We start from the raw sequence: 24,747 nt of genomic DNA on the forward strand, positions 1-24,747 counted from the left end.
GAGGGGGAGTCTAGCGCGCGGGCGTCGCGGGGGACAACGCGACCGTCGCAGTTTTTATTGGAAGTCGAAGGTGAATGCGACGATCCGGGGCGCCGGCTCGACCACGTCCAACTGCACCGTCGCGCTCTGCCCGGGGGCGAGTTCGTCGGTGGGCTTGTGGCCGCGGCGGTAGTCGGCGGGAGCGAATGCGCGCTGGCCGACGTCCCGGCCGTCGACGTCGGACAAGGTCAGCAGCAAGGTCGGCCAACGCTGGGGCCAGCGTGCGTCGTTGCGGAAGCTGGCGTTGACGCGCAGCACGCCCGGCGCGCCGGGGCTGGGGCGTACGTTGCGGCCCAGCATGCTGTAGGCCGTGGGCTCGTGCCACGGCGGCAGGCTGCAGCGCAGCACGCCGCACAGCGCGCTCACCAGCGGGCGCCAGCGGGCGTCGGCGGCCAGTTCCTGGCGCTGGGCCAGCACCAGTTGCAGGGCGAGTGCGAGTACCAGTACGACGATCGCGGCGATCGCGCGCCAATCGCGGCGCGGCGGCGGCGCGGTGGCGGTGCCGCGTACGAAGCTGGGGGCGTCGCGCTTGACGCGTGCGGCGCGGGCGCTGCGCGCCGGACGGGTGCGTGTGTCCGGCAGTGCGGACGCGGCCACCGCTTCTTCCAGGGTCGGCACCGCGGCGGCGACGGCTGTCGCTTCGGCCGTAACAGAATCGGCCGTAACAGAATCGGTCGTGTCGGAATCGGCCACGTCGGCAGCATCGGTGTCGGCGGACGCGCCGTCGGCAGGCGCATCGCTAGGGAGGCCGCTGTCGACAGGCGCATCGCCGGTCGCCGCCGTCGCCGCTTCACCGGTGGAGGCCGCGGGTTCGGCCTCGCTCGCTGACGGCGCTTGGGCGTTTTCGTCCGGCACTTCGGCAGCCGCCGTGGACGCGGCGTCGGCCTGCAACTCGCGCTCGCAACGCGGACAGCGTTGCGGCGCCACGCGCGCGCCGCTACCGCCGGCGGGCAGGATCAGCGCGACCAGGAATCCACAATGGGGGCAGGCGACGAACATCGTCGTATTCAAGCATGCCGACTTCCTTGCTGTCCGCCCCCCGGGTCAACGGCGGCGCGTGCCCGTGACGCGCATCCAGTCTTCGAGGCGGTCGGCGCGCAGGTCCTCGAACGCCTCCGCGTAGCGCGCCAGCACCTCGTCTTCCTGGCCGGCGAGGATGCCGGACAGGGCGATGCGCCCGCCCGGCGCGACGCGCGCGGCCAGGGTGTCGGCCAGCGCGATCAGCGCCGAGGCGAGGATGTTGGCGACCACGATGGGATAGGTCGCGGCCGGTTCGTCCTGCGGCAGGTGCACCTGCATGCGCGCGGCGACGCCGTTGCGCTCGGCGTTGTCGGCGGTGGCGATCAGGGCCTGCGGGTCGTTGTCGACGCCGACCGCGTGCGCGGCGCCGAGCTTGAGCGCGGCCAGCGCGAGGATGCCGGAGCCGCAGCCGAAGTCGAGCACGCGCGCGCCGCCCAGGCTGCCGTCGGCGGCCAGGCCGTCCAACCACTGCAGGCACAGCGCGGTGGTCGGATGGGTGCCGGAGCCGAAGGCCAGGCCGGGGTCGAGGCGGATCACCGCGGCGTCGGGCGCGTCGGCGCCGTCGGGCAGGTCGTGGTTCCAGGGCACGATCCAGGTTCGCGTGCCGAACTGCAGCGGCACGTACTGGTCCATCCAGGCGCGTTCCCAGTCCTGGTCCTGCACGGCGCGGAAGCGTGCCTGGGTCCAGTCCAGGCCGGCGTCGAAGGACTCCAGCGCGGCCAGCAGCACCAGCGCGTCGGTGTCGTGCGGGAACAGCGCGCTGAGCACGATCTCGTCCCACAGCGGCGTCTCGCCGACGCCAGGTTCGAGGATGGCGTGCTCGTCGTCGGTATCGGCGTCGGCGTCCAGCATGGTCACCGCCAGGGCGCCGACATCGTCCAGCGCGGTTTCGTAGCGCGGTTGCTCGGATTCGCGGCAGCGCAGGGTCAGTTCGAGGAAGGGCATCGCGGTCGCAGCGGCGGTCGGGCCGGCATTATCCCACCCCGGCGGCGATTCCGGCCTCACCGGGCCCCGTATCGGCCGTTCGTGCCCTGTACGGCGCCTTCGGCCGGGCGGTTCGGCGCCGGCTGGCGGCTTGCTTTACTATTCGTGCCATCAGGGCGTATCCCGGCTTCCGCGCGCAGCGGTGCGGCGAGGAAGGGCGGCCCGTGCGAACCCGTCTACAGGCGGCCGATACCAGGACCGAATGTCCGATTTGCTGACATCCGAACTCGACAAGCACGCGTCGCCCGCGGCCAGAGCCGGTGGGTTCGCCGCGGGCCGGCCGGTGCTGCTGGTCGCCGCGATGGCGATGCTGGTCGGCGGCGTGCTGTACGCGCGTCGCGGCGCGATCGCGCCGGAGTCGGCGTTGCCGGACGCGACGACGTCGGTGGCCGACAGCGGCAGCGCAGTCGCCTCGACGCGCGCCGCGCCGCACGGCGCCAGTGATGCCGCGCCGGCGATCGCGCGTGCGCTGACGCCGGCCCAGCGCCTGCGCGAACGTTTCGAGCACAGCGACGACCTCTACGGCTACGCCCAGGAGCTGGGCCCGGCCGTGCGCGCGGGCGAACCCGACGCGACCTGGATGTACAGCCGCGTGATGGACTACTGCGCCAGCTATGCCGCGTCGCCCGCCGATTACGGCCGCGACACCCAGGCCATCGCCGGCATGAACCTGCAGACCTCGGCGGCCATGGTCGCGGCGCGCAACCGCGTCGGCCAGCGCTGCGCGCGTTTCACGCCGTCCGACGATCTGTCCTACGCCAACATCGTGGCCACCCGCATCCGCGCGGCCAAGGCCGGCAGCCTGCCCGCGGAAGCGTCGCTGTTGGGCATGGATCAGCCGCTGCAGGCCGATGCCGATTACGTGCGCGACCTGGTCGACCGGGTGCGCAACTCGCTGGACCCGGACGCCTTCTTCGCGATCTCGCCGAAGATGGGCATCGCCTCCAGCGGTCGCCGCAACTTTTTCGGACCGGTCGCCGGCACCCAGTTCTCGGAACTGGCCTGGCAGCTGGCCGCTTGCAGACTGGGGTTGGATTGCAGCCCCAACAGCGTGCTGATGACGACTTATTGCGCCAACGGAGGTATCTGCTCGCAGGATCCCGACCAGGACTTCAACGATTTCGTTTTCGACGCGGCCGTGCCGCGCCAGGGAACCGAAGTGATGAACGACATGGTCAACGGTCTTGTCGGCGGAACGAGGATAACCAAATGAAAGACAAGCGCTTCGTGCACAAGGCCAAACTGCTGTTCTGGGTGCTGCTGTTCGCCGCCTATTCGGTGGGGGCGGCCGGCGTGGTGATCGACGTGCTCGCCGACGACTACAGCGAGCTGTCGCAGGTCGCGGTGACCACCGTGCATTCGCCGGAACAGACCCGCCGCGCCAGTTCGGCGCAGATCGCGGCGATGTACCGCGCGCAGAGCGGCACGCCGTTCTCGTCGTTGCCGCCGGGCAGCACCTTCAAGGTGGTGTGGCCCGACGGTTCCAGCGAGTACGTGATGATCGTCAGCCCGGCGTCCAGCCTGGGCGCGCAGCCGATCCAGGGCACGCAGTCGCGCGTGCAGGGCGGCATGACGGTGCCGGCGCCGGATCTGGGCATGGGCACGGTCGACGTGACGGCGCCGCGCCACCTCGACTGAGGCGCGCAAGCCCGGGCGCGACGCCGTCGCGCAGTGCACCGCCGGAAGCGTTCGGCGCGCGCCGTTGAGCAGATACGACTAGGGCCGCGAATGCGGCCCTAGTGCCGTCCGGAGCCGGCGAAACGGTGGGCCGTCGCGCCGGTTCCCGCGCTCCGCCGCGCTCAGCCGCCGACCAGCTGCACCGCGTCGACGTAGCTGTAGCCGTTCTCTACGTTGTTGGCGAAGGTCAGCTTGACGCTCTTGGCCTGGTAGGCCGTCGGCTCGAACTTGCGCACGATCCAGGTGCGGCCGCCGCGCTCGTCGCGCTTGGTATCGCTCAGGCCGCTCCAGACCGTGTGCGCCTGGCCGGCGCTGTCGATCAGTTCGATCTTGGTGATGCCCTTGGCGCCGTTGCCGTTTTCCAGGGCGACGCGCACTTCGCTGGCGCTGACCGGCTTGTCGTAGCTCAGCTCGATCCAGTCGAAACCGACGCTCTGGTTGTTGTTGCTCCAGGAGTCGTCGTTGGCCGGGCCGGTGGCGTGGAAGGGCGAGTACGACTCGTGCGCGCTGGAGTCCTTGCCGTTGGCCGAGCCGTAGGAGGTGCTGGCCTTGGCCGCGCTCGCCCACTGGCCCTTGGGGTCGTTGAGGTAGCCGTCTTCCATGGTCGCGAAGTCGAGCTTGGCCTGCGCCTTCGCGCGCTCTTCGTCCTCGGCGCTGGGCTCGGCCGGGGCGGCGGCGGGCGCGGGTGCGGCGGCTTCGGGGGCCGGAGTGGCGGCGCCGGCGGCCGCCGGTGCCGGTTCGGCCGCGGGGGCGGCGTCGTCGGCGGCTTTCTTGCAGGCGCTCAGCGACAGGATCGCTGCGGCGGTCAGTACGAAAATTCCGTGTTTCATACGGGGCATACCTGATTGGGGTTGGGGACCGCGCGCGCGGACGGGCTCGTGCGGCGGGCGGGCGCGGCAAAGAGTACGCAAAAAAACCACGCTGGAGCAGGCGATGCGACGGACGCGGCCCACGGTGGGGCGGGCGGCGCTTCTACGGCGCCCGGCCACGAAAAAGGCGGCGCCGGTCGCCCGACGCCGCCTGCGGGATTCGCCGCCGCCGCGATCAGACGATCGAGATCGACTTTTCCTTCTGTTCCTTCAGGCGCTTTTCCAGGTAATGGATGTTCATGCCGCCCTGCTGGAAACCGGCGTCGGACAGGATGCGCTGCTGCAGCGGGATGTTGGTCTTGATGCCGTCCACGACCATCTCGCTCAGGGCCACGCGCATGCGCGCGATCGCGGTGTCGCGGTCGGGGCCGTGCACGATCAGCTTGCCGATCATCGAGTCGTAGTTGGCCGGGACGCGGTAGCCCTCGTAGATGTGGCTGTCCACGCGCACGCCCGGGCCGCCCGGGGCGTGGAAGTGTTGGATCAGGCCGGGGCTGGGCAGGAAGCTGTCCGGGTCCTCGGCGTTGATGCGGCACTCGATCGCATGGCCCGACAGCACCACGTCGCTTTGCTTGATCGACAGCTTGTGGCCGGCGGCGATCATCAGCTGTTCGCGCACCAGGTCGATGCCGGTGACCAGTTCGGTGACCGGGTGTTCGACCTGGATGCGGGTGTTCATTTCGATGAAGTAGAAGCGGCCGTTCTCGTACAGGAACTCGAACGTGCCCGCGCCGCGGTAGCCGATGCGGATGCAGGCCTCGACGCAGACCTTGCCGATTTCGGCGCGCTGCTCGAGGCTGATGCCCGGCGCCGGCGCTTCCTCGACCACCTTCTGGTGGCGGCGCTGCATCGAGCAGTCGCGTTCGCCCAGGTGGATCGCGTTGCCCTGGCCGTCGGCGAGCACCTGGATTTCGACATGGCGCGGGTTCTCGAGGAACTTCTCCATGTAGACCATGTCGTTGCCGAACGCGGCCTTGGCCTCGGACTTGGTGGTCTGGATGGCGGCGTTGAGGTGGGCCTCGGTGTGCACCACGCGCATGCCGCGACCGCCGCCGCCGCCGGCGGCCTTGACGATGATCGGGTAGCCGATCTCGCGCGCGATCTTGATGTTGGTGGCGTTGTCGTCGCCGAGCGGACCGCCGCTGCCGGGCACGCAGGGCACGCCGGCGTCCTTCATCGCGCGGATCGCCTCGACCTTGTCGCCCATCAGGCGGATGGTGTCGGCCTTGGGCCCGATGAAGATGAAGCCCGATTGCTCGACGCGCTCGGCGAAGTCGGCGTTCTCGCTGAGGAAGCCGTAGCCGGGGTGGATCGCCTGGGCGTCGGTGACTTCGGCCGCGGCGATGATCGAGGCCATGTTGAGGTAGCTCTCGGTCGACGGCGCCGGCCCGATGCAGACCGACTCGTCGGCCATGGCCACGTGCTTGAGGTTGCGGTCGACGGTGGAATGCACCGCGACCGTGCGAATGCCCAGCGCGTGGCAGGCGCGCAGAATCCGCAGCGCGATTTCGCCACGATTGGCGATGACGACCTTATCCAGCATGGAGGTCGCCTCAGCCGATCACGAACAAGGGCTGGTCGAACTCGATCGGCTGGCCGCTCTCGGCCATCACCTTGAGCACGGTGCCGGACACGTCGGCTTCGATCGGGTTGAACATCTTCATCGCTTCGATGATGCCCAGGGTCTCGCCGGCCTTGACCGCCTGGCCGACGCTGACGAAGGCCGGCTTGTCGGGCGAGGGCGAGGCGTAGAAGGTGCCGACCATCGGCGCGCGCACGACGTGGCCGTCGGGCAGGTCGCTGGGCTTGGCGCTGCCGCCGGTGGCGGCCTCGGTGGGCGAGTGCATCGGCATGGCCTGCGCGGGGCGCTCGGCCACCGGCGCGGCCTGCATCATCGGCGCCGCCACGGCGTAGCCGCCCTTGGGCGTGCGCGCCAGGCGCACCGATTCCTCGCCCTCCTTGATCTCGATCTCGGCGAGGTTGGATTCCTCGAGCAGGTCGATGAGTTTCTTGATTTTGCGCAGGTCCATGGACGGGCCTCAGGTAGTGCCCCGGACGGCGGGGCGATGGTTTCAGGATTGGGGTGCGAGCCGCCGCAGCGCGGCGTCCAGCGCGTAGCGGTAGCTGTCGGCGCCGAACCCGCAGATCACGCCCAGCGCCAGGTCGCTGAAATAGCTGGTGCGGCGGAAGTCTTCGCGGGTGTGCGGGTTGGACAGGTGGATCTCGATGAAAGGGATCGCGACCGCCGCCAGTGCGTCGCGCAGGGCCACGCTGGTGTGGGTGAACGCGGCCGGGTTGATCAGGATCAGGGCGGTGCCGTCCTCGCGCGCGGCCTGCACGCGGTCGACCAGGACGTGCTCGGCGTTGGACTGCAGGCTCTCGCAGTCGTGGCCGTCGGCCTGGGCGCGGGCGCGCAGGTCGGCGTCGATCTGCGCCAGCGTGGTGCGGCCGTAGACCTCCGGCTCGCGCGTGCCGAGCAGGTTGAGGTTGGGGCCGTGCAGGACCAGGAGCTTCGCCATCGGGACCGGACGGAGGCCTTCAAAGGGCGGCAGTGTGCGTGAAGGCCGGTGTCATGTCCAGACGTTCGCCGCTAAATCGGCGAAGTTGTTACGATTTAAGCGGTTGTTTGAGTGGCGGCTCTAAATTTTGCGGCCTCCGGGGCACGTTGTCGGCGCGATCGCCGACGATGGCGCGGGCAGGCGGGGCGTTCACGCTCGCGGTGCGCCTGCGTGCATCCAGATGTACCACGGAGGGGCGGCCCAGGGTGGCCGGCTCAGTGCGCCGAACGCACCCATTCCTCGAGTTCGCCGGGCTCGAACGGGCCGATCTTCTGCTTCAGCAGCCGGCCCTGCGCCGAGACCAGGGCGGTGTAGGGCAGCACGCCCTTGGGGTTGCCCAGCTGCACGCCGGCATCGCGCGGGCCGGGGCGTTCCAGCAGGATCGGGTAGCGCACCGGCACGCGCTGCAGGAAGGCCTGCACCGCATCGGCGTCGTCCAGCGCGATCCCGACCACTTGCGTGCCGGTCGCGCCTTGGCTGGCGGCGTAGCGGTCCAGCTCCGGCATTTCCTTGATGCAGGGCCCGCACCAGCTGGCCCACAGGTTGATCAGCACCGGCCGGCCCGGATAGGCCGAGGGCAGGCGCAGCGGCTTGCCGTCCAGCGCCGGCAGCTCGATCACCGGCACCGGCGCGCCGCGGGAGGCGACCACCAGGCCCGGCGGCGGCGCGGGCGCGGTCGCGGCGATCGCGTCCTGCAGCACGCGCTGGCCGGCTTCGGTGCGCAGCAGCGGACCGGGGCCGTTGAGCCAGATCCCGAGGCCAGCGCCGAGCACGCCGGCGATGCCGGCCACCAGCAGCACTTTCGCAGTCGAGCCCATCAGCGCGCGCGCCGCACGCGTTCGACGAACTTCGGCGCTTCCTCGTAGCCGAACAGGCGCAGCTCGCGGCGTTCCGCGCCGTTGCGGTAGTAGAGGGTGGCCGGCGGGCCGTGGATGCCCAGGTGCTTCATCAGCGCCGCGTCGAGCTCGTCGTTGGCGGTCACGTCGGCCTTGAGCAGCACGAAACCGGACAGCGCCTCGTGCACCGTCGGTTCGGTGAAGGTGTACTTCTCCATTTCCTTGCACGACACGCACCAGTCGGCATAGAAGTCCAGCATCAGCGGCTGGCCGGCGGCTTGCGCGGCGGCGATTTCGCGATCGAGATCGGCGACCGATTTGATGGTGCGGAACGGCAGCTCGCGGTGCTCGACCGCGCCGCCGCGCAGGCCGGCCAGCGGCCGCAGCGGGTCGTCGCTGCCGGCCAAGGCGCCGATCAGCTGCGCCGCGCCGGTCAAGCCCAGCGCCAGCGCCGCGGTCCAGCCCAGGGTGCGCAAGCCGCCACGGCCGGGACGGCTGGCGATCAAGCCGATGGCCGCGGCCGCGGCCAGCAGCAACGCGCCCCACAGCGCCAGCGTCGCCGGACCCGGCAGGATCCGCGACAGCATCCACACCGCCAGGCCCAGGAACACGAAACCGAACGCGCGTTGCACGCCGACCATCCACGGCCCGCTGGTCGGCAGGCCCTTGCCGGCGGCCACGCCGAACGCGAGCAGCGGCACGCCCATGCCCAGCGCCAGCAGGAACAACGCCGCGCCGCCGAACCAGGGGTCGCCGGTCTGGCCGATGTACAGCACCGCCGCGGCCAGCGGCGGCGCCACGCAGGGGCCGACGATCAGCGACGACAGCGCGCCCATCGCCGCCACGCCGGCCCAGGAGCCGCCGCGCTGGCGGTCGCTGAGCGTGCCCAGGCGGTTGCGCAGCGCCGACGGCATCTGCAGTTCGTACAGGCCGAAGCTGGACAGCGACAGCAGCACGAACAACAGCGCGAAGGCGGCGATCACCCACGGCGTCTGGAACAGAATCTGCAGGTTCGCGCCCAGGCTGGCCGCGATCACGCCGGCGATGGTGAACACCACCGCGTTGGCCAGCACGTACACCAGCGACAGCAAGAACGCGCGCCGCACGCCGATGCCCGGGCCGTGGCCGGCGATCAGGCCCGACAGGATCGGGATCATCGGCAGCACGCAGGGCGTGAACGACAGCGCCAGACCCAGGCCGAGGAAGCCCAGCAGCGCCAGCCAGCGGTTGGGGCCGGACAGGGCGGCGGCGAGCAGGCTGTCTTCGGCTTGTTCGGGCGCGTTGCCGGCGGCGCTAGCGGTGCCGGTGGTGGACGTTGCCGAACCCGCGGCGACACCGGCGGCCGTGGCGTCGGCGGCCGTCGCCGGTGCCGCCGGGGTCGAAGCGTCGAGCTTGGCGGCGGCGTCCGCATCGGCGGTCGCATCGGCCGTAGCGGCCGTCGTTGCCGCGGCCGGTTCGACCGGCGTGAGCGTGCCGCGCGGCAGGTCGATCGCGATCTTGCGCGTCATCGGCGGATAGCAGATGCCGTCGGTCTGGCAGCCCATGAAGTTCGCGGTCAGCACGAACTTGGCCGCATCCTCGCGCGTGCGCCGCAGCGGCAGCGGCACGTCGATCTGGTCGAAGAACACCGTGACCTGGCCGAAGTGTTCGTCGCGATGCGCGGTGCCGCGCGGCCATTGCGGCGCGCCCAGCGCGATGCCGGCGCGGGTCGCGGCCGCGTCGAGCTTGAGCGAGGTCTTGTCGCGATACAGGTAATACCCGCGCGCCGGCGTGAAGCGCAGCAGCAGGGTGTTGCCGTCGCCGGCGATGGCCTCGAAACCGAAGGCCTGCTCCGGCGGTAGCGGCAATGCGTCGGCGCCGGCCGCGGCGGTGGGCGCGCCGCCGAGCAGGCCGCCGCCCAGCGGCGGTGCGCCGCGCGCGCCGGCGTTGCCGAACGCGACCAGCGGTTCGTCGCTGCCGGCGGCATTCGCAGCGGTGGACGCGCCGGCCGCGGGCAGGTTCACGCTGAGCTTGCGCGTCTGCGGCGGATAGCAGATGCCGGCGTCGGCGCAGCCCTGGTACTTGATCTGCAGTTCCACGCGCGTGGCGCCGGCGCGGCCGGGCAGGGTCGCGCTCAACGTGTCGCGGTAGGTTTCGACCTCGCCGAAGAACTCGTCCTTGTGCTTGTCGCCCTTGGGCAGCTGCAGCGCCTGCGCGGCGAACGCCGGGTCGGCCTTGACCGAGATGCGGTGCTTATACAGGTAGTAGCCGTCGGCGATCTTCCAGCGCAGCACGATGCGGTCGGCGGCCGGCGCGTCGGCGCTGAGCACGAAGGCCTGGTCCACCGGCAGCAGGTCGGATTCGTCGATCGCCAGCGCGGGTCCGGCCAGCGACAGGCCGAAGGCGAGCATGGCGGCGGCGTACACGGCACGCGCGCGCCGCAGGAAAGCTTGGGGTTCAGTCATCGTCACGGGTCTGTTCGGCCACCCAGTGCAGGTACTGGGGCAGGCCGCCGCAGGCTTCGACCGCGACAGCCTCCGGCAGTTCATAGGGATGCAGCGCCCGCAGCCGATCGATCAGGGCGTCGAGGCGGTCGGCGCTGGTCTTGATCAGCAATTGCACCTCGTCCGCGCTTTCCACGGCGCCCTGCCAGCGGTAGGTCGAGCGCAGGCCGGGCAGGCGGCTCACGCAGGCGGCCAGGCGCTCGCCCACCAGGGCCTGCGCGATCGCGTCGGCGCTGGCGGCATCCGGGCAACTGCTGAAGACCAGGCGGACGGGCGAGGGTGTGGGCATGAGGGGCGCAGTGTAATGCCCGGCTCCGGGCGCGGCGACCGTGGACCCGGCCACGCACTGTTCCGCGCTCAGCCGCCGGCGTGTTCCGACAGCAAGCCCTGCCAATGCGCGGGCCGGCCGATGGATTCCTCCAGAAAGTCGATGAAGGCCTCGACCTTGCGTGGCCGGTACTCGCGTCCCGGGTAGACGGCGTAGATGCCGATCGGGATCAGGCTCCAGTCCGGCAGCACCTCGCACAGGCGGCCGTCGGCCAGCTCCTGCGCGACGGCGAAGGTCGCCGTCTGCAGGATGCCGCCGCCGTGCACCGCCGCATCGACCAGCGGCACGCCGTAGTTCGAGCGCAGGCGGCCGCGCACCGGCACGCGCAGGGTTTCGCGGCCGCGATGGAATTCCCAGGTCGCGACATCGCGGAACAAGGTGTAATGCAGGCAGTCGTGGGCGACCAAGTCGGCCGGCGCGCGCGGCGCGCCGCGACGCTGCAGGTAGTCGGGCGAGGCCACCAGGATGCGGCGCGTGTCGGCCAGGCGGCGCGCGACCAGGCGCGAATCGTCGAGCGCGCCGATCCGGATCGCCAGGTCGTAGCCCTCGCCGATCAGGTCGACGTAGCGGTCGTCGAACTGCGCGTCCAAGGCGATCGCGGGCCAGCGCTGCAGGAACGCCGGCAGCCGCGGCATCACGTACAGGCGGCCGAAATTCATCGGCAGCGACACGCGCAATTCGCCGCGCGGCTCGCCGGCCAGATCGTGCACGCGCTCGCCCGCCGACGCGATCTGCGCTAGCGCCGGCGCGATCTGGGCGTAGTAGTCGCGGCCCGACTCGGTGAGGCTGAGGCGGCGCGTGGAGCGGTTCAGCAGCTTGGCGCCGAGGCGGGTTTCCAGCGCATGCAGGCGGCGCGTGATCGCGCCGGTGGTCACGCCCAGCTGGCGCGCGGCGGCGGTGAAGCTGCCCTGGGTCAGGATGGCCTCGAAGGCTTCGAGCTCGGCGTACAGGCCGCCCAACATTATTGATTTTCCGTCAATGATCAGTTGATGGGCTGATCCTATATCGGTTATCGATTCAACAATAGCCTGTGTCTCCCCGATCCGGAGACCGAACCATGCACGCCTACCACCTGCAAGGCCGCACGCTGGACAGCCTGCGCCGCGTCGACCTGCCCGAACCTGCGCCCGGCGCCGGCGAGGTGCGCATCCGCACCGAGGCGGCCTCGATCAACTTCCGCGACTACGCCCTGGCCACCGGCGCCTATCAGCCTGAGCTGCCGCGCCCGTTCGTGCCGCTGTCGGACGGGGTCGGCCGCATCGAGGCGTTGGGCGCCGGCGTGCGCGGCCTGGCCGTGGGCGAGCGCGTGCTCGGCCACTACACCACCGCCTGGCTGGATGGCGGCTTCCGTTCGGACAACCACGCCAGCAAGCTCGGCGGCCCGCGTGACGGCTGGCTGGCGCGTTCGATCGTGCTGCCGGCCACGGCGGTGCTGCCGGCACCGGCGTTCCTGAGCGCCGCCCAGGCCGCGACCCTGCCGGTGTCGGGCCTGACCGCCTGGGCCGCGCTGCGCAAGCTCGATCTGGCGCCCGGCGCGCGCCTGCTGGTGCAGGGCAGCGGCAGCGTGTCGCTGATGGCGCTGCAATTGGCGGTGGCGCGCGGCCTGCGGGTGATCGCGACCAGCGGCGATCCGGCCAAGGCGCAGCGCCTGCGCGCGCTAGGCGCGAGCGCCGTGATCGACTACCGGCAGCGCCCGGACCTGGGCGCGGCGGTGCGCGAGCTCAGCGACGGCCGCGGCGTCGACGGCATCGTCGACGTGGTCGGCGGCGCGGGCTTCGTCGAACTGTTGGCGGCGGCGGCCGACAACGCGCACATCGCCATCGTCGGTTTCCTTGGCGGCTTCGAGGTCGCCGGCAATCTGATCGGTCCGATCATGGCGCGACAGCTCAACATCCACGGCGTCAGTGTCGGCAGCGCGCGCGATTTCGCGCAGTTCCTGGCCGAGGTGGAGCGGCACCGCATCGAGCCGGTGGTGGGCGAGGTGTACGGCTTCGACGATGCGCCCGCGGCGATCGCCTCGGTCGCGCACCAGCGCGCGTTGGGCAAGCCGGTGATCGTGTTCGATTGAGGCTGCGGTGCGTCCACCGGTGCCGGCGGGGAAGGGCGCCGACGCAGCGGCCGACGTCGGCAGCGATGCCGCTGGGTCGCTTCCGCAGAACGCCGCAGCGACGCGAACGGCGGACTCGTCGCGTTATGCTTGCGCTCGGATGATTGCTCAGGATTCTGCATGGCGTTGCGTCAGGGACGATGGTGGTTTTCGCTGTGCCTGCTCGCCGGCACGGCCTCCGCGGCGGAGCGTCAGGAGTGGTTGCCTTTCATGGGCAACGAGCTCAGCCAGGCGCACGCGATCCATCTGGCCGCGCTCAAGCAGCGTCCGGACGGCCTGCTGCAATCGGCCAGCCGCTACCCGCGCACCTCCAGCGCCGGCTGGACCGCCGAACAGAGCGAGCGCGGTTGGTACGAATACCTCGAACGTCTGATCGATTGCGAGACCGGTCTGTACGTCGACACCGCGTTGTCCCTGCTCGATCGCGATGACCGCCCGGTCGCGCGCCGTGAAACCAGCCGCGACGATCAATTGCAGCAGATCGCGCTGACCCAGCAGGACGTGCGCGGTCATCGCTGGCCCGGCAACAGCGAGATCTGGCTGGCCTGCGCGGCCGCTCGCTCCCCCTCGGTCGGCAACGACGCGCGGCCGGCGATCGTCGAGGCGGACGGCCGCTACGACTACGACTACCGCGCGATCGGCGATGCGCCGCCGCCCGACGGCGACGGCCTGTTCGCGCGCCTGCGCGCGCAGTACGACGAAGGACTGGCGCGCTACTCGCTGCCGGCGCCGGCCACCGCGGGCCAACCGGCGGCCGCGTTCAAGGGCGAGCGCTGGGCCACGGTCGGCAGCCAGACCGGCGCCTGGGACATGGCCGGCCTGCGCCACCGCGGCGGCGGCATCGTCGAGGCCTCGCAGCGGGTGGCGTACGACCAGCGCCGTCCGTCGAATGTGCCCGAGAGCGCGGACCTGCGCATCGACTACAAGGTCGACTGCCGCAGCGGCTTGATGGTGCCGGTGACCAAGTCCTACTACCTGCCCGCCAGCGAACAGCTGCTGCAACGCGGCTCCACGCCGGTGTTCGACACCTTGAGCGAGTTGACGCAGCAGGCGGCGTGGAGCGATGCCTGGACGCCCTGGCTGGGGCCGCAGCTGCCCGGTCCCGCGGCGATGCTGTGCACCGCCGCCGCCGCGCGCTGCAACGGCGGCAAGACGCCGGCGACCGTGTTCGAGATCGATCCCGACGCGCTGCCGAACGCGAGCGGCGCGCCCTTGGTGCTGGCGGCGCGCGCGCGTTGGCTGGCGCATCGCGATGGCTTCGTTCCCTCCTGCCCGATCGGAGTTCCCTGATGCGTGTTGGTTCCCTGGCGTTGGCCGCTGCCTTGTCGTTGGCGAGCTTCGCCGCCTCGGCGCAGGACGCGCCGCTGCAGATATTTACCGTCAAGAACGAACTGACGCGCTGGCGCGGCGACGGCCTGCGCGATGCGCAGGGCCGCGTGGCGCTGGTGCCGGCCGGCCTGCTCACTGCGTTGGCCAACGGCGGGTTCCTGGCCCAGCGCGATGACGCGTTCTGGTTGTACGACGCGCGCGGTGCGCGCGTCGGCGGCCCCTACGACAGCCTGGAGGCGGTCGATCCGGCACTGGACGCCTTGATCGTCGGCGTCGGCGGCAATCCGGTGCTGGGCGGCGACGGCGGCCTGATCGACGGCAGCGGCCGCGAACTGATGGCGCCGGTCTACAAGGGGTTCCGCTATCTGCCAGGCACGCAGTTGTTCGCGTTCGAACAGGCGCGGCGCTGGGGCCTGGCCGACGCCAGGGGCCGGGTAGTGGTCAAGCCGACCCTCGACGGCATCAGCGACGCGCCCGGCGCGGTATTGGTCGGCGATGCGGGGCAGCAGGGACTGATCGATCGCGCGGGACGCTATGTGGTGCCGCTGGGTGCGTCCACGGTGTCGTCCCTCAACGACAGCGCCGGTGCGGCCACGGGCTATTTCGACGTGTGCGATCAGGCCGGCGCGGTCTGCCGCGGCGTCGACAGCGCCGGCCGGCCGATCTTCGGCGGGCGCAGCTTCTCCGGTGCGACCTTCCACCGCGACATGTCGCGCTGGGTCATCACCGACGCGCTGGAACCGGCAGACGCCGCTGCGAGCGATGCGCCGGCCGCCATCGGCGTGGGGATCACGCCGCGCAAGGTGATCGCCGACGAGCAGGGCCGCACGCTGGCGACCTTCGACTGCGACTACCTGTATCGCGTGGGCGGCTTGTTCCGCGCCGCGCGCGCCAAGGACGATACGGGCGGCTGCATCTGGGGACTGGTCGATCGCGACGGCCAATGGCGCGTGCCGGCGCGTTACAACTCCATCGAAACGGTCCGCGATGCCGCGGGCGTGAAGGCGGGGGCGGCGGTTGCCGACGACTACGTGGTCGGCATCGATAGCGAGGACGGCAAACGGCTGTACGGCGTGCTGGCCGCGGACGGCAGCGAGATCCTGGCGCCGCGCTACGAGCAGGTGTTCAACCGTTATCCCGAACTCGGACTGTATGTGGTGCAACAAAACCGCAAGGTCGGCCTGGTCGATCGCCAGGGCCGTTGGCGCCTGGAGCCGACCTACGGCGAGACCGGGACCAACACCGACCTGCATCCGCCGTACTTGTTGTTGAGCGATCGCGACGACGACGGCGACGGCCCGCGGCGCGAACGCGACACCATCGTCGACGCACGCACCGGCAAGCCGGTGTTCGCCAGCGACTACGACTACCTCGGCGTCGAGTACGACTTCCGCTGGGAAAAGCTGGGCCTGCCCTGGGAGGAGTTCGCCGTGGTCGTCGCCAGCCGCAACGGCAAGTACGGCGTGCTCGATCTGCAAGGGCGCGTGGTCGTGCCCTTGAAGTACGACAACCTGCAGGGTATGGACGCCTGGGGTCGCTTGCAGCCGACGCTCAACGAGCGCGACCTGCCGCTGGTGTCCGGGCTGGATGCGCAACGCAGCACGCGCCTGCACGACGCCGTGTCGCGGCAGCTGCGCGCGGAGCCGGCGCCTTACGCCAGCCCGTGGACGCCCTATGCCGGCCGCTACGTGCCGGCCGACTACCGCAGCGCCGAACAGGTGCGCGCAGCGGTCGCGGCCGGCCGTTTGTCGCGCGCGGTCGCGCCGATGCTGCTGCTGGACGAGGACGCGGCGATCGTCGATCTGGACATGATCGCGGGCAGACAGCGGCCCAGCTTCGATTTCGTGCAGTACTACTGCGCGCGCGATCAGGGCTTCGACCTGCTGTTGCCGCTGTCGGCGGGCGTGGAAGAGGCCTGCGAAGATCCGGCCGCGCCGAAACTGGAGTTCCGCGCCGGCGCCGACGAGAGCTGGAATTGCGGCAATTGCGCGAAGAGCGGATTGCCGTCGCGTTGGGTGCGCATCGATCCGGCAGCGGATCCGGCGATGCCTTGAGCCACACGTGGGGCGGCGTAAGCCGTGGCCGCGTCGCAGCCGAGGTGGCACGGTCGCGACTTGCGGCGCTCCTGCGGACGGACTGCGCTGCGCCTTGGGCTGAGTGCCAGGCATGGCAACAGGCCCAAACGAACGAACGCCCGCGTGTGCGGGCGTTCGTGGTCCTGCGATGGAGCGTCGCTTACGGAATCAGCGTGCAGCTCGGCGGCTTGGCCGAGGTGAACAACGCGTTGCTCGCCCATTCCGGGTGATCGATGAAGGGGTTGCGGTTGCCCTGGAAGCTGAAGATCACTTCGTTGCGCTCCAGTTCCGCGGCGTCCACCGGATCCTGCGTGTGCCAGGCCAGCAGCGTGCTCAGCAGGCCCATGTAGGCCGGCGAGGACGAGGTGATGACGATCTGGCTGCGGTTGTCGGTGAGCTCCAGGTCCGGTTCGCTCTGGCCGGTCACCGGGTGGGTGCCGCCTTCGTAGCGGATCGCCATGTACATCACCGCGCGCGCCATGTTGCCCTTCATGTGGTTCCAGACCTGGAACGAACCGGCGTTGCCGTCGGGCGTCTTGACCCAGTTGGAATTGCCCGGGTACACGCCGCTGCCGCCGCCGTAGCCGGCGTTGGCTTCGGTGACGCGTTCGCCGCAGCCGCTGGCCAGGGTGCAGTCCGCGTACGGCTTGTTGCCGCGGTCGGCGTTCCAGGTGGCGTCGGTGAGGTACAGCATGTGGGTGTCGGTGTAGGGGCCGTGCGGCAGGCCGAGGTTGCCGGTGGCGCTGCCGAAGCCCAGCGAGTTGGGCCAGGTGTGTTCGCGGTTGTACTTCAGGCCGCTGCCGCTGCCCGCGCGGTCGGTGACCTTGAGGTAGCTGCGGTTGCGGTAGGCATCGAGGATGCGGCCCGAATTGTTCGGGTCCTCGTCGGCGATTTCCAGGATGGTCCAGGTGTTGGTGGTGCCGCCGCTGTACGGATAGACCGTGTGGCCCTTGATGGTCTCGTGCAGCGAGCAGCGCAGCTGGCTGGCGCTGCTGGTGTTGACGTGCGCGTAGTAGCCGCCGCCGCTGCCGCCGCTGGCGACGTTGAAGTTCACCACGGTGTTCGCCGCCGGATGCGCGCCGCCGCTGTCGGTGACCTGCGCGGCGACCACGGTGTAGGTGCAGCTTTCGCCGGCGACCAGGGCGGTGCCGGTGGAGGCGGTGAAGCTGGTGCCGCTGGACGGGTAGGTCAGCGCGACCGTGCCCGAGCTTGCGCAGCTCAGCGTGAGCGCGCCGCTGCCCAGGGTCACCGCTTCGCTGAAGCTCACCTGCAGATCGCCGGCGGCGGGGAAGCTGTTGCTGCCGCTGGTCGGCGTGGTCGAGGTGACGGTGGGTGCCGGGTTGGGCGTGGAGAAGGTCTGACCGGCGTTGCAGGCGCCGAAGCTCTGCGTAGCCGAGGGCTGCCAGGCGAAGTTGGCGTAAGCGCTGCCGGTGCCGGACAGGCGCAGCGAGGTGCCGGCCGCCGTCGAGCCGCTCTCGGACACCGGCAGGTTGCTGCTGGTCATGCCCGAGGCCGGACCGCCCGATGCGGTGATCGCGCCTTCGTAGCTCAGGAACTGGACCACGTTGCCGCTGCCGTCGACCAGGGCGAAGCCGTCGTTGCTGCCGTTCTGGATGCCGTTGGTGGGATAGCTGAGCACGGCGATGCGCACGCTGCCGCCGCAGGCGACCACGCTGCCGGCCGGCAGCAGGTCGTTGTCGTAGCTGGTGGCGGCCGAGGGCGTGGCGCCGTTGTACAGGTAGATGCGGTAGTTGCTGAGGGTTTCGCCGGCAGTGGCGACCACCTCGATCTTCTCGCCGACGTCGCCGCTGGAGGTGGCGTCGTCGTAGTGGAATTCGTTGATGAAGACGGCGGCCGGCGCGGCGGTGGGCAGCGCGGCGGCCAATAGCACGGCGATGCTGGAACGACGTAATGACAACGACATCGGGCGACTCCCTTTCCCCAGGTGGTCGCGCGAGTCTAGTCGGCCTTTGTGACATCGCCTGCCGCAGCGCAGCAGGCGCGGTCGTTCACAGCACCACGCGGCTGCCCTTGGTGAGGGTGGCGCGCGGGCGGCCGGTGCGCAGCTCGGCCAGCTGTTCGGCGATTTCCACCAGCGGCGCCTTGGACTTGGTCGGGGTGTCGCGGAAGGCCACGATCAAGCGCAGTTCCAAGGGATCGTCGACCAGCAGGGCCTCGGCCGCGGCCACCGAATCCATCTCGGTGTCCGCCGACAAATTCATCTTGCCGCGCCCTGTGGCCAGCCATTCGAACTGCACGCCCGTGATCAGCGCGACCTCGCGCAGATGGGCCACGCTGGGGAACTTGCCCTGTGCGCTTTCCCAGTGCCCGACCGCGCTGCGCTGCACGCCCACCGCCGCGCCCAGGGCCGCTTGCGACATGCCTGCATGGCGCCGCGCGAGCCGAATCCGTTGTTGTGGCGTCATCCTTACGCTCCTTGTTGAGGGGTTTTTGCCTACAAAATAGCCATTTGCTACCACCGGTCACTAGGCGACCGATAGTGAGAATACCTTGTGTGCTTTCGGTAGCAAGTTGAGCCCGAAGGGGGGTTCAAAGTCAATGGCGACGGCGTTCAGCCTTTCGCGATGCCACCAGGAGTCGGCAAATTTCGCGACCGGGGACCTAGAAAATGTGACGTGGAGTGAACAACATCCACTCACGCCAACAAGGACGTCGGCAAACGACACGAGGTCGGTTCGGGGGAAGGGGCGCAGGATCGCGCCATGCTGAGGACGGCCATCTCCGCACCAAAGAGCGCGTTCCACGGGACGCGCTCTTTTCTTTTGGGCGATCCGAACGCAGTGCCGCCGCAACGCGGCGCACCTGCACGCACCTGGTTTTCGTCGCCGCGCATAACGCGGATCGCGGCGTTTCTCCCCATGCCTTTCCGACGCCGCGATTCGCGCTTGTTCGCAGGGTCGCGCCGGCCGCGTCGTCGTGGCGTAAAGGCGTGAGCGGCCGCGCCGTTCGACACGCCATCGCGACACGCCGATCGCGACGCGTCCCCGCCTGCTGCCTGTAGGAGCGGCGTGAGCCGCGGCGACCGCCAACCCGCACCGGCGGCGCAGCCTCCGGATCCCGCACGACCCGCCGACTCCCGCGCCTTGGGCGCGCGCTCGACGGCCGCCCCGTCAGGCGCCCCGGCCCCGAATCCCGGACGGCTCCGCAGGCCGCGCTGGCGCCGTCGCTCGCCGGGCGCTTGAAAAGCCCCGTCCCCGCCCCATCTCCTGGCTATCCCGGTCCGCCGGGCGTTTTTGTCCCCGGCATTGGCACTCTGCTGGGGCGACTGCTAAAATTCACGTTCTTTCTCCACCCATTCAGTCACTTACAGAGGTCGTCATGAATCTCAAGCCGCTCTATGACCGCGTCGTGGTCAAGCCGATCGAAGCCGACGAAATTTCCGCCGGCGGCATCATCATCCCGGACGCCGCCAAGGAAAAGTCGACCAAGGGCGAAGTCGTCGCCATCGGCGAAGGCAAGGCGCTGGACAACGGCAGCCTGCGCGCACCGAAGCTCAAGGTCGGCGACAAGGTCATCTACGGCCAGTACTCGGGCAGCTCCTACAAGCAGGACGGCATCGAATACAAGATCCTCAAGGAAGACGACGTTTTCGCGATCGTCGGCTAAGCGCCGCGACGGGGCCCACGCGATTCGAGTAGCGCTTGCGCTGCGATTCCGCCCCGTACGCCCTCCGCTCTTCCTCATTCCCAATCCCTAATTTCGGAGTTTCAAAATGGCTGCCAAAGAAATTCGTTTCGGTGAGGACGCACGCGCCAAGATGGTGCGCGGCGTCAACGTGCTCGCCAATGCCGTGAAGGCCACCCTCGGCCCGAAGGGCCGTAACGTCGTGCTCGAGAAGAGCTTCGGCGCGCCGACGATCACCAAGGACGGCGTGTCCGTCGCCAAGGAGATCGAACTGGCCGACAAGTTCGAGAACATGGGCGCGCAGATGGTCAAGGAAGTCGCTTCCAAGACCTCCGACAACGCCGGCGACGGCACCACCACCGCGACCGTGCTGGCCCAGGCGCTGATCCGCGAGGGCATGAAGGCGGTCGCCGCCGGCATGAACCCGATGGACCTCAAGCGCGGCATCGACAAGGCCGTGGTCGGCGCCGTCGAAGAGCTGAAGAAGATCTCCAAGCCGTCCTCGACCAGCAAGGAAATCGCCCAGGTCGGCGCGATCTCGGCCAACTCCGACGCCGACATCGGCGACCTGATCGCCCAGGCGATGGACAAGGTCGGCAAGGAAGGCGTGATCACCGTGGAAGACGGTTCGGGCCTGGAGAACGAGCTGGACGTGGTCGAGGGCATGCAGTTCGACCGCGGCTACCTGTCGCCGTACTTCATCAACAACCAGCAGTCGATGCAGGCCGAGCTGGACGATCCGTTCATCCTGCTGCACGACAAGAAGATCTCCAACGTGCGCGACCTGCTGCCGGTGCTGGAAGGCGTCGCCAAGGCCGGTAAGCCGCTGCTGATCGTCGCCGAGGAAGTCGAAGGCGAGGCGCTGGCGACCCTGGTGGTCAACACCATCCGCGGCATCGTCAAGGTCTGCGCCGTCAAGGCGCCGGGCTTCGGCGACCGTCGCAAGGCGATGCTGGAAGACATGGCCACCCTGACCGGCGGCACCGTGATCTCCGAGGAAGTCGGCCTGCAGCTCGAGAAGGCCACCATCAAGGATCTCGGCCGCGCCAAGAAGGTGCAGGTCTCCAAGGAAAACACCACGATCATCGACGGCGCCGGCGACACCGCGGGCATCGAAGCGCGCATCAAGCAGATCAAGGCCCAGATCGAAGAGACCTCTTCGGACTACGACCGCGAGAAGCTGCAGGAGCGCGTGGCTAAGCTGGCCGGCGGCGTGGCGGTGATCAAGGTCGGCGCTTCGACCGAGATCGAGATGAAGGAAAAGAAGGCTCGCGTCGAAGACGCGCTGCACGCCACCCGCGCTGCCGTGGAAGAAGGCATCGTCCCGGGCGGCGGCGTCGCGCTGCTGCGCGCCAAAGCCGCGATCACCGGCCTGAAGGGCGCCAACGAAGACCAGAACCACGGCATCCAGATCGCCCTGCGCGCGATGGAAGCCCCGCTGCGCGAGATCGTGACCAACGCCGGCGAAGAGCCCTCGGTCATCCTCAACAAGGTGCAGGAAGGTTCGGGCGCGTTCGGTTACAACGCCGCCAACGGCGAGTACGGCGACATGCTCGAGTTCGGCATCCTGGACCCGACCAAGGTCACCCGCACCGCGCTGCAGAACGCGGCGTCGATCGCCGGTCTGATGATCACGACCGAGGCGATGGTCGCCGAGCTGCCGAAGAAGGACGAGCCGGCGATGCCGGGCGGCGGCGGCATGGGCGGCATGGGCGGTATGGATTTCTGATCCACCGTTCGCCGTTCGCGCGAAACGAAAAACCCCGCCGCGAGGCGGGGTTTTTTTTGCGCGTTACCAAGGCACCGAGGCCGGTTCGGCCGATACGCCCTGCGCGGGCATCCTCACATGAACGAGGGTCGGGTCGAGCTGGCGTGCTCGATCGTAAACCGGGTGGTCATGCCGATGACCTCGAAGTAGCTCGCCTGGCCGAAGAACGGCGTGAACCTCATGGTGGGACCGTTGCGCCGCACGCCGCCGATCGCGCCTACGCGCAGGCGCACGCTGTCGCCTTCTTGCAGGCGCTCGCCATGGAAGCGCAGCGTGGTCAGGTCGATGCGGCGGTGTCGTCCCGTCGACAAGCGGCCCAGGCTGTTGGTCTGGCTGATCAGCCGATCGTCGACCAAACGCTGGATGACGAAGCGCAGGACGAAAATGGCGTTGTTGACGATGACCAGATGCTGGTTCGGCACGTCTCGATCATCGGGATGTCCAAAGCGTTGCATGGCTTAGACCTCGTGCGCAGGAAGGTGGGCAAGCTAGTGTTGACGGACCGAAAACGCCAAGGTCGTGCCGCGCACCTCGAAGCGCGCGACCTCGCCGCTGGGCGCGAACGCCACCAAGGGGCCGTTGCGCCGCACTCCGCCGACCGCGCCGATGCGCAGGCGCACGTGATCGCCGACCTGCAAGGCCTCGCCATGGAAACGCAGCGTGGTCAGATCGATTCGGTAGGTCTGATGGGCCCGCATGCGGCCGAGGATGCGGGTCTGGCTGATCAGTCGGCCGTCGACCAGGCGTTGCACGACGAAGCGCGCCACGAAGGCGCCCATGTGGGTGTAGTCGATGTAGTGGTAATGCGGTTCCGATTCCCCGGACGCTACTGGCGTGTGCATGGCAGGCCCCCCTCCCGTGTGCGCAGCAAGCTGTTTGCGGAGTCTACGTGAAGACCAGCGGTCCCGGCGGTGGTTCCCGGCCGCGTTGGCCCCGCGCGATTCGGCGGATTGCTTGGCCGGTCCGCGTCGATGGGCGGCACGCGCGTTTACCGCCGCCCTCGCATGAGCGGACAATGGCGGCCTGATCCAGCAACGGAGGCGGGATGCGATCCAGCCGGCGGTTCCCCCAGACGATCGTGCTCGCCCTGGCCTGGCTGTTGCTCAGCGGCTGCGCGGTGGTCTCGGTCAAACAGCACAAGGCCGGCGATGCCGCGATCGCGCGTCGCGCCGACGTGCTCAGCAGCGGCAAGCTCAGCGCCGACGCGGCCACCACCCTGGCCGCGGCCGGCCTGGACAGCGATGTCTGCACCCGCGATCCGGCGCCCTGCGCGCAGCAACTGCGCGACGCGGTGCCGGTGGAGGCCTGGCTGGCCACCGCCGCCGAACTGCACCTGGCGCGCCTGCAATCGGACAAGCAGGCGCAGGCCGCCGACGCGCCCCTGCGCACCCAGCTCGCGGCCGATGCCGCGCGCTGGTCTTACGCCTATTTGTTCCTGACCCCGCGCACGCCCGAGCAGCGCGTGTTCGAATCGCGCCAGCAGCGTGTGCTGGCGATCTACAACCGCGCGGTCGAGCTGCTGGCCCAGGCCACCTTCGAGGCCAGCCGGGCCCAGGGCGGCGTCGGCAGTTCGCCGGTGCGGGTGGGCGAGCTCGAGACTACGGTGGTCCTGCACGGCTTCGAAGCCAGCCAGCTCAGCAGCCAGCCCGACGAACTGCTGGCCTCCGACACCCTGGGCTTCGACAACTTGCGCGCGGTGTATCGCCGCGACGGTTTCGGTTCCAGCGTGGTCGCGGTGTATCCGCGCCCGCAGCGCGATCCCGACCAGACCCAGGTCGCCTACCGCGACACCCGCTACTTGCCGGTGACCGTGACCATGCGTTTCCCGGGCGACAGCCTGGATGCGGTGTTGGCCAGCCGTGAGCTGCGCGTGGACGCGTACAACCCGTATCGGATCGACAGCGAAACCATCGCCGGGCGCACCGTGCCGCTGGCGGCGAATTTCTCAGCCGCTTACGGCGTGTGGCTGGCGCGTTCGGACTTGGCCCGGCTGAGCCTGGCCAGCCTGCTCAAGCCGCGTCAGAGCACGGTGTTCAAACCGCGCGTGTATCTCAACCAGCCTTACGATCCGGACAAGCGCGTCATCATCCTGGTGCATGGCCTGGCCAGCAGTCCCGAGGCCTGGGTCAATCTGGCCAACGAACTGCTGGGCGACGACGAGCTGCGCGATCACTACCAGGTGTGGCAGGTGTTTTATCCGACCAACCTGGGCCTGCTCGCGAGCCGGCAATCGATCGACGCCGCGCTGCAGTCCACATTCCGCCACTACGACCCGGACGGCAACGATGCCGCCAGCCACGAGGCGGTGCTGGTCGGCCACAGCATGGGCGGTGTGATCGCGCGCCTGTTGGTCAGCGACAGCGGCGAGCGCGTGCTCGATGCCAGCCTGGCCTCGTTCTCGCCCGAGCAAATCGCGCGCCTGCGCCAGGAGCCGCTGGTACGCGGTTTGACCGTGTTCACGCCGATGCCGCAGGTCGGGCGCGTGGTGTTCATGGCGGCGCCGCACCGCGGCGCGGGCGTGGCCGATGGCTGGGCCCTGCGGGTGGTGCGCAAACTGATCGGGCTGCCGTTCGAGGTGCTGCGCGAGACCGCCGAGCTGGCGCAACGCGCCGACGTCGACGATCAGGCGCTGCAGAAGATCGGTTTCCGCAAGGGCCGGCCGCCGACCGGGCCCGACGATCTGAGCCCGACTTCGTGGTTCATGCACGTCACCGAGGGCGTGACGATGGAGCCGGGCCTGCCGTTCCACACCATCGTCGGCCACAAGGACCCGGCGGTGCCGCTGGCGCAGTCCAGCGACGGCTACGTGCCGTACGCCAGCGCGCATCTGGACGGTGCGGTCTCGGAGTTGGCGATCGCTTCCGGCCACAGCGTGCAAGAGACCCCGCAGGCGATCATCGAGCTGCGCCGGATCCTGCGTGAGGACGAACGCGCGCACGCGAAGCATTGAGGCTGCGGCGCGCTACTGCGGCGCACGAAGCCGATACCCGCGCCGGTGCGGTTGTCACCGCACCCTAAGGCTCGCGACG

General features: G+C 69.7%; 22 protein-coding genes. 8 read left to right on the plus strand and 14 right to left on the minus strand.

What is annotated here, in order from left to right:
- Positions 1-54: 54 nt before the first annotated feature.
- Together LVB77_RS04780 and prmA are read right to left on the minus strand one after the other, a co-directional pair.
- Positions 55-1,050: a DUF3426 domain-containing protein gene (locus LVB77_RS04780; protein ID WP_232909066.1), complete on the minus strand. Its 996-nt coding sequence runs from the start codon at positions 1,048-1,050 to the stop codon at positions 55-57.
- A gap of 33 nt (positions 1,051-1,083) precedes the next feature.
- Entirely contained in the window at positions 1,084-2,004 is a 921-nt protein-coding gene (gene prmA, locus LVB77_RS04785) for a 50S ribosomal protein L11 methyltransferase (RefSeq protein ID WP_232909067.1), read from the minus strand.
- Positions 2,005-2,245: 241 nt separating this feature from the next.
- Between prmA and LVB77_RS04790 the strand changes: the two genes are divergently transcribed.
- Together LVB77_RS04790 and LVB77_RS04795 are read left to right on the plus strand one after the other, a co-directional pair.
- Positions 2,246-3,256: a hypothetical protein gene (locus LVB77_RS04790; RefSeq protein WP_232909068.1), complete on the plus strand. Its 1,011-nt coding sequence runs from the start codon at positions 2,246-2,248 to the stop codon at positions 3,254-3,256.
- Positions 3,253-3,681: a hypothetical protein gene (locus LVB77_RS04795; RefSeq protein WP_232909069.1), complete on the plus strand. Its 429-nt coding sequence runs from the start codon at positions 3,253-3,255 to the stop codon at positions 3,679-3,681. The genes LVB77_RS04790 and LVB77_RS04795 overlap by 4 nt, the downstream gene beginning before the upstream one ends.
- A gap of 161 nt (positions 3,682-3,842) precedes the next feature.
- Here the strand turns inward: LVB77_RS04795 and LVB77_RS04800 are convergent, their stop codons facing one another.
- The 8 genes from LVB77_RS04800 to LVB77_RS04835 all read right to left on the minus strand — a co-directional run bounded on the left by LVB77_RS04800 (position 3,843) and on the right by LVB77_RS04835 (position 11,756).
- Positions 3,843-4,550 carry a hypothetical protein gene (locus LVB77_RS04800; protein ID WP_232909070.1) on the minus strand — a complete coding sequence of 236 codons (708 nt, stop codon included), beginning with the start codon at positions 4,548-4,550 and terminating at the stop codon, positions 3,843-3,845.
- A gap of 214 nt (positions 4,551-4,764) precedes the next feature.
- Positions 4,765-6,132 (minus strand): acetyl-CoA carboxylase biotin carboxylase subunit, encoded by a 1,368-nt coding sequence (gene accC / locus LVB77_RS04805; protein ID WP_232909071.1) that lies wholly within the window; start codon positions 6,130-6,132, stop codon positions 4,765-4,767.
- A gap of 10 nt (positions 6,133-6,142) precedes the next feature.
- Complete coding sequence (accB, locus tag LVB77_RS04810) at positions 6,143-6,619, minus strand: acetyl-CoA carboxylase biotin carboxyl carrier protein (protein ID WP_232909072.1); 477 nt, start codon at positions 6,617-6,619, stop codon at positions 6,143-6,145.
- Between the two features lie 42 nt (positions 6,620-6,661).
- Positions 6,662-7,108 carry a type II 3-dehydroquinate dehydratase gene (gene aroQ / locus LVB77_RS04815; protein WP_232909073.1) on the minus strand — a complete coding sequence of 149 codons (447 nt, stop codon included), beginning with the start codon at positions 7,106-7,108 and terminating at the stop codon, positions 6,662-6,664.
- Positions 7,109-7,362: 254 nt separating this feature from the next.
- Positions 7,363-7,965: a TlpA disulfide reductase family protein gene (locus tag LVB77_RS04820; RefSeq protein WP_232909074.1), complete on the minus strand. Its 603-nt coding sequence runs from the start codon at positions 7,963-7,965 to the stop codon at positions 7,363-7,365.
- On the minus strand, positions 7,965-10,427 hold the full coding sequence (gene dsbD, locus LVB77_RS04825; protein ID WP_232909075.1) for a protein-disulfide reductase DsbD: 2,463 nt from the start codon (positions 10,425-10,427) through the stop codon (positions 7,965-7,967). Before dsbD ends, LVB77_RS04820 begins: the two co-directional genes overlap by 1 nt.
- Complete coding sequence (cutA, locus tag LVB77_RS04830; protein ID WP_232909076.1) at positions 10,420-10,755, minus strand: divalent-cation tolerance protein CutA; 336 nt, start codon at positions 10,753-10,755, stop codon at positions 10,420-10,422. The genes dsbD and cutA overlap by 8 nt, the downstream gene beginning before the upstream one ends.
- Positions 10,756-10,823: 68 nt before the next feature.
- On the minus strand, positions 10,824-11,756 hold the full coding sequence (locus tag LVB77_RS04835) for a LysR family transcriptional regulator (protein WP_232909077.1): 933 nt from the start codon (positions 11,754-11,756) through the stop codon (positions 10,824-10,826).
- A 95-nt stretch (positions 11,757-11,851) separates the two neighbouring features.
- On the opposite strand from LVB77_RS04835, the gene LVB77_RS04840 reads away from it, so the two are divergent.
- From LVB77_RS04840 to LVB77_RS04850, 3 genes are all read left to right on the plus strand, one after another.
- Positions 11,852-12,862, plus strand: coding sequence for an NAD(P)-dependent alcohol dehydrogenase (locus LVB77_RS04840; RefSeq protein WP_232909078.1), 1,011 nt, complete (start codon positions 11,852-11,854; stop codon positions 12,860-12,862).
- A gap of 159 nt (positions 12,863-13,021) precedes the next feature.
- The gene (locus tag LVB77_RS04845) at positions 13,022-14,191 is read left to right on the plus strand and encodes a hypothetical protein (RefSeq protein WP_232909079.1); all 1,170 of its coding nucleotides are present in this window, start codon (positions 13,022-13,024) and stop codon (positions 14,189-14,191) included.
- Positions 14,191-16,284 (plus strand): WG repeat-containing protein, encoded by a 2,094-nt coding sequence (locus LVB77_RS04850; RefSeq protein ID WP_232909080.1) that lies wholly within the window; start codon positions 14,191-14,193, stop codon positions 16,282-16,284. Before LVB77_RS04845 ends, LVB77_RS04850 begins: the two co-directional genes overlap by 1 nt.
- A gap of 181 nt (positions 16,285-16,465) precedes the next feature.
- Here the strand turns inward: LVB77_RS04850 and LVB77_RS04855 are convergent, their stop codons facing one another.
- Together LVB77_RS04855 and LVB77_RS04860 are read right to left on the minus strand one after the other, a co-directional pair.
- A complete protein-coding gene (locus tag LVB77_RS04855; RefSeq protein WP_232910155.1) occupies positions 16,466-18,250 on the minus strand; it encodes an endonuclease in 1,785 nt (594 codons plus the stop codon).
- Positions 18,251-18,314: 64 nt separating this feature from the next.
- On the minus strand, positions 18,315-18,731 hold the full coding sequence (locus LVB77_RS04860) for a helix-turn-helix domain-containing protein (protein ID WP_232909081.1): 417 nt from the start codon (positions 18,729-18,731) through the stop codon (positions 18,315-18,317).
- 913 nt (positions 18,732-19,644) lie between these two features.
- Here LVB77_RS04860 and LVB77_RS04865 point away from each other — a divergent pair.
- Together LVB77_RS04865 and groL are read left to right on the plus strand one after the other, a co-directional pair.
- Entirely contained in the window at positions 19,645-19,932 is a 288-nt protein-coding gene (locus tag LVB77_RS04865; RefSeq protein ID WP_232909082.1) for a co-chaperone GroES, read from the plus strand.
- A gap of 106 nt (positions 19,933-20,038) precedes the next feature.
- A complete protein-coding gene (gene groL / locus LVB77_RS04870; protein WP_232909083.1) occupies positions 20,039-21,679 on the plus strand; it encodes a chaperonin GroEL in 1,641 nt (546 codons plus the stop codon).
- 113 nt (positions 21,680-21,792) lie between these two features.
- On the opposite strand, the gene LVB77_RS04875 is transcribed toward groL, so the two are convergent.
- Complete coding sequence (locus LVB77_RS04875; protein WP_232909084.1) at positions 21,793-22,140, minus strand: hypothetical protein; 348 nt, start codon at positions 22,138-22,140, stop codon at positions 21,793-21,795.
- A gap of 66 nt (positions 22,141-22,206) precedes the next feature.
- Positions 22,207-22,560, minus strand: a complete 354-nt coding sequence (locus LVB77_RS04880; RefSeq protein ID WP_232909085.1) for a hypothetical protein — start codon at positions 22,558-22,560, stop codon at positions 22,207-22,209.
- Between the two features lie 203 nt (positions 22,561-22,763).
- On the opposite strand from LVB77_RS04880, the gene LVB77_RS04885 reads away from it, so the two are divergent.
- Positions 22,764-24,668 carry an alpha/beta hydrolase gene (locus LVB77_RS04885; protein ID WP_232909086.1) on the plus strand — a complete coding sequence of 635 codons (1,905 nt, stop codon included), beginning with the start codon at positions 22,764-22,766 and terminating at the stop codon, positions 24,666-24,668.
- The last annotated feature ends 79 nt before the right edge of the window (positions 24,669-24,747 follow it).

The sequence above is a fragment of the Lysobacter sp. 5GHs7-4 genome (assembly GCF_021284765.1).
In the GTDB taxonomy this organism is placed as follows: Bacteria; Pseudomonadota; Gammaproteobacteria; order Xanthomonadales; family Xanthomonadaceae; genus Lysobacter.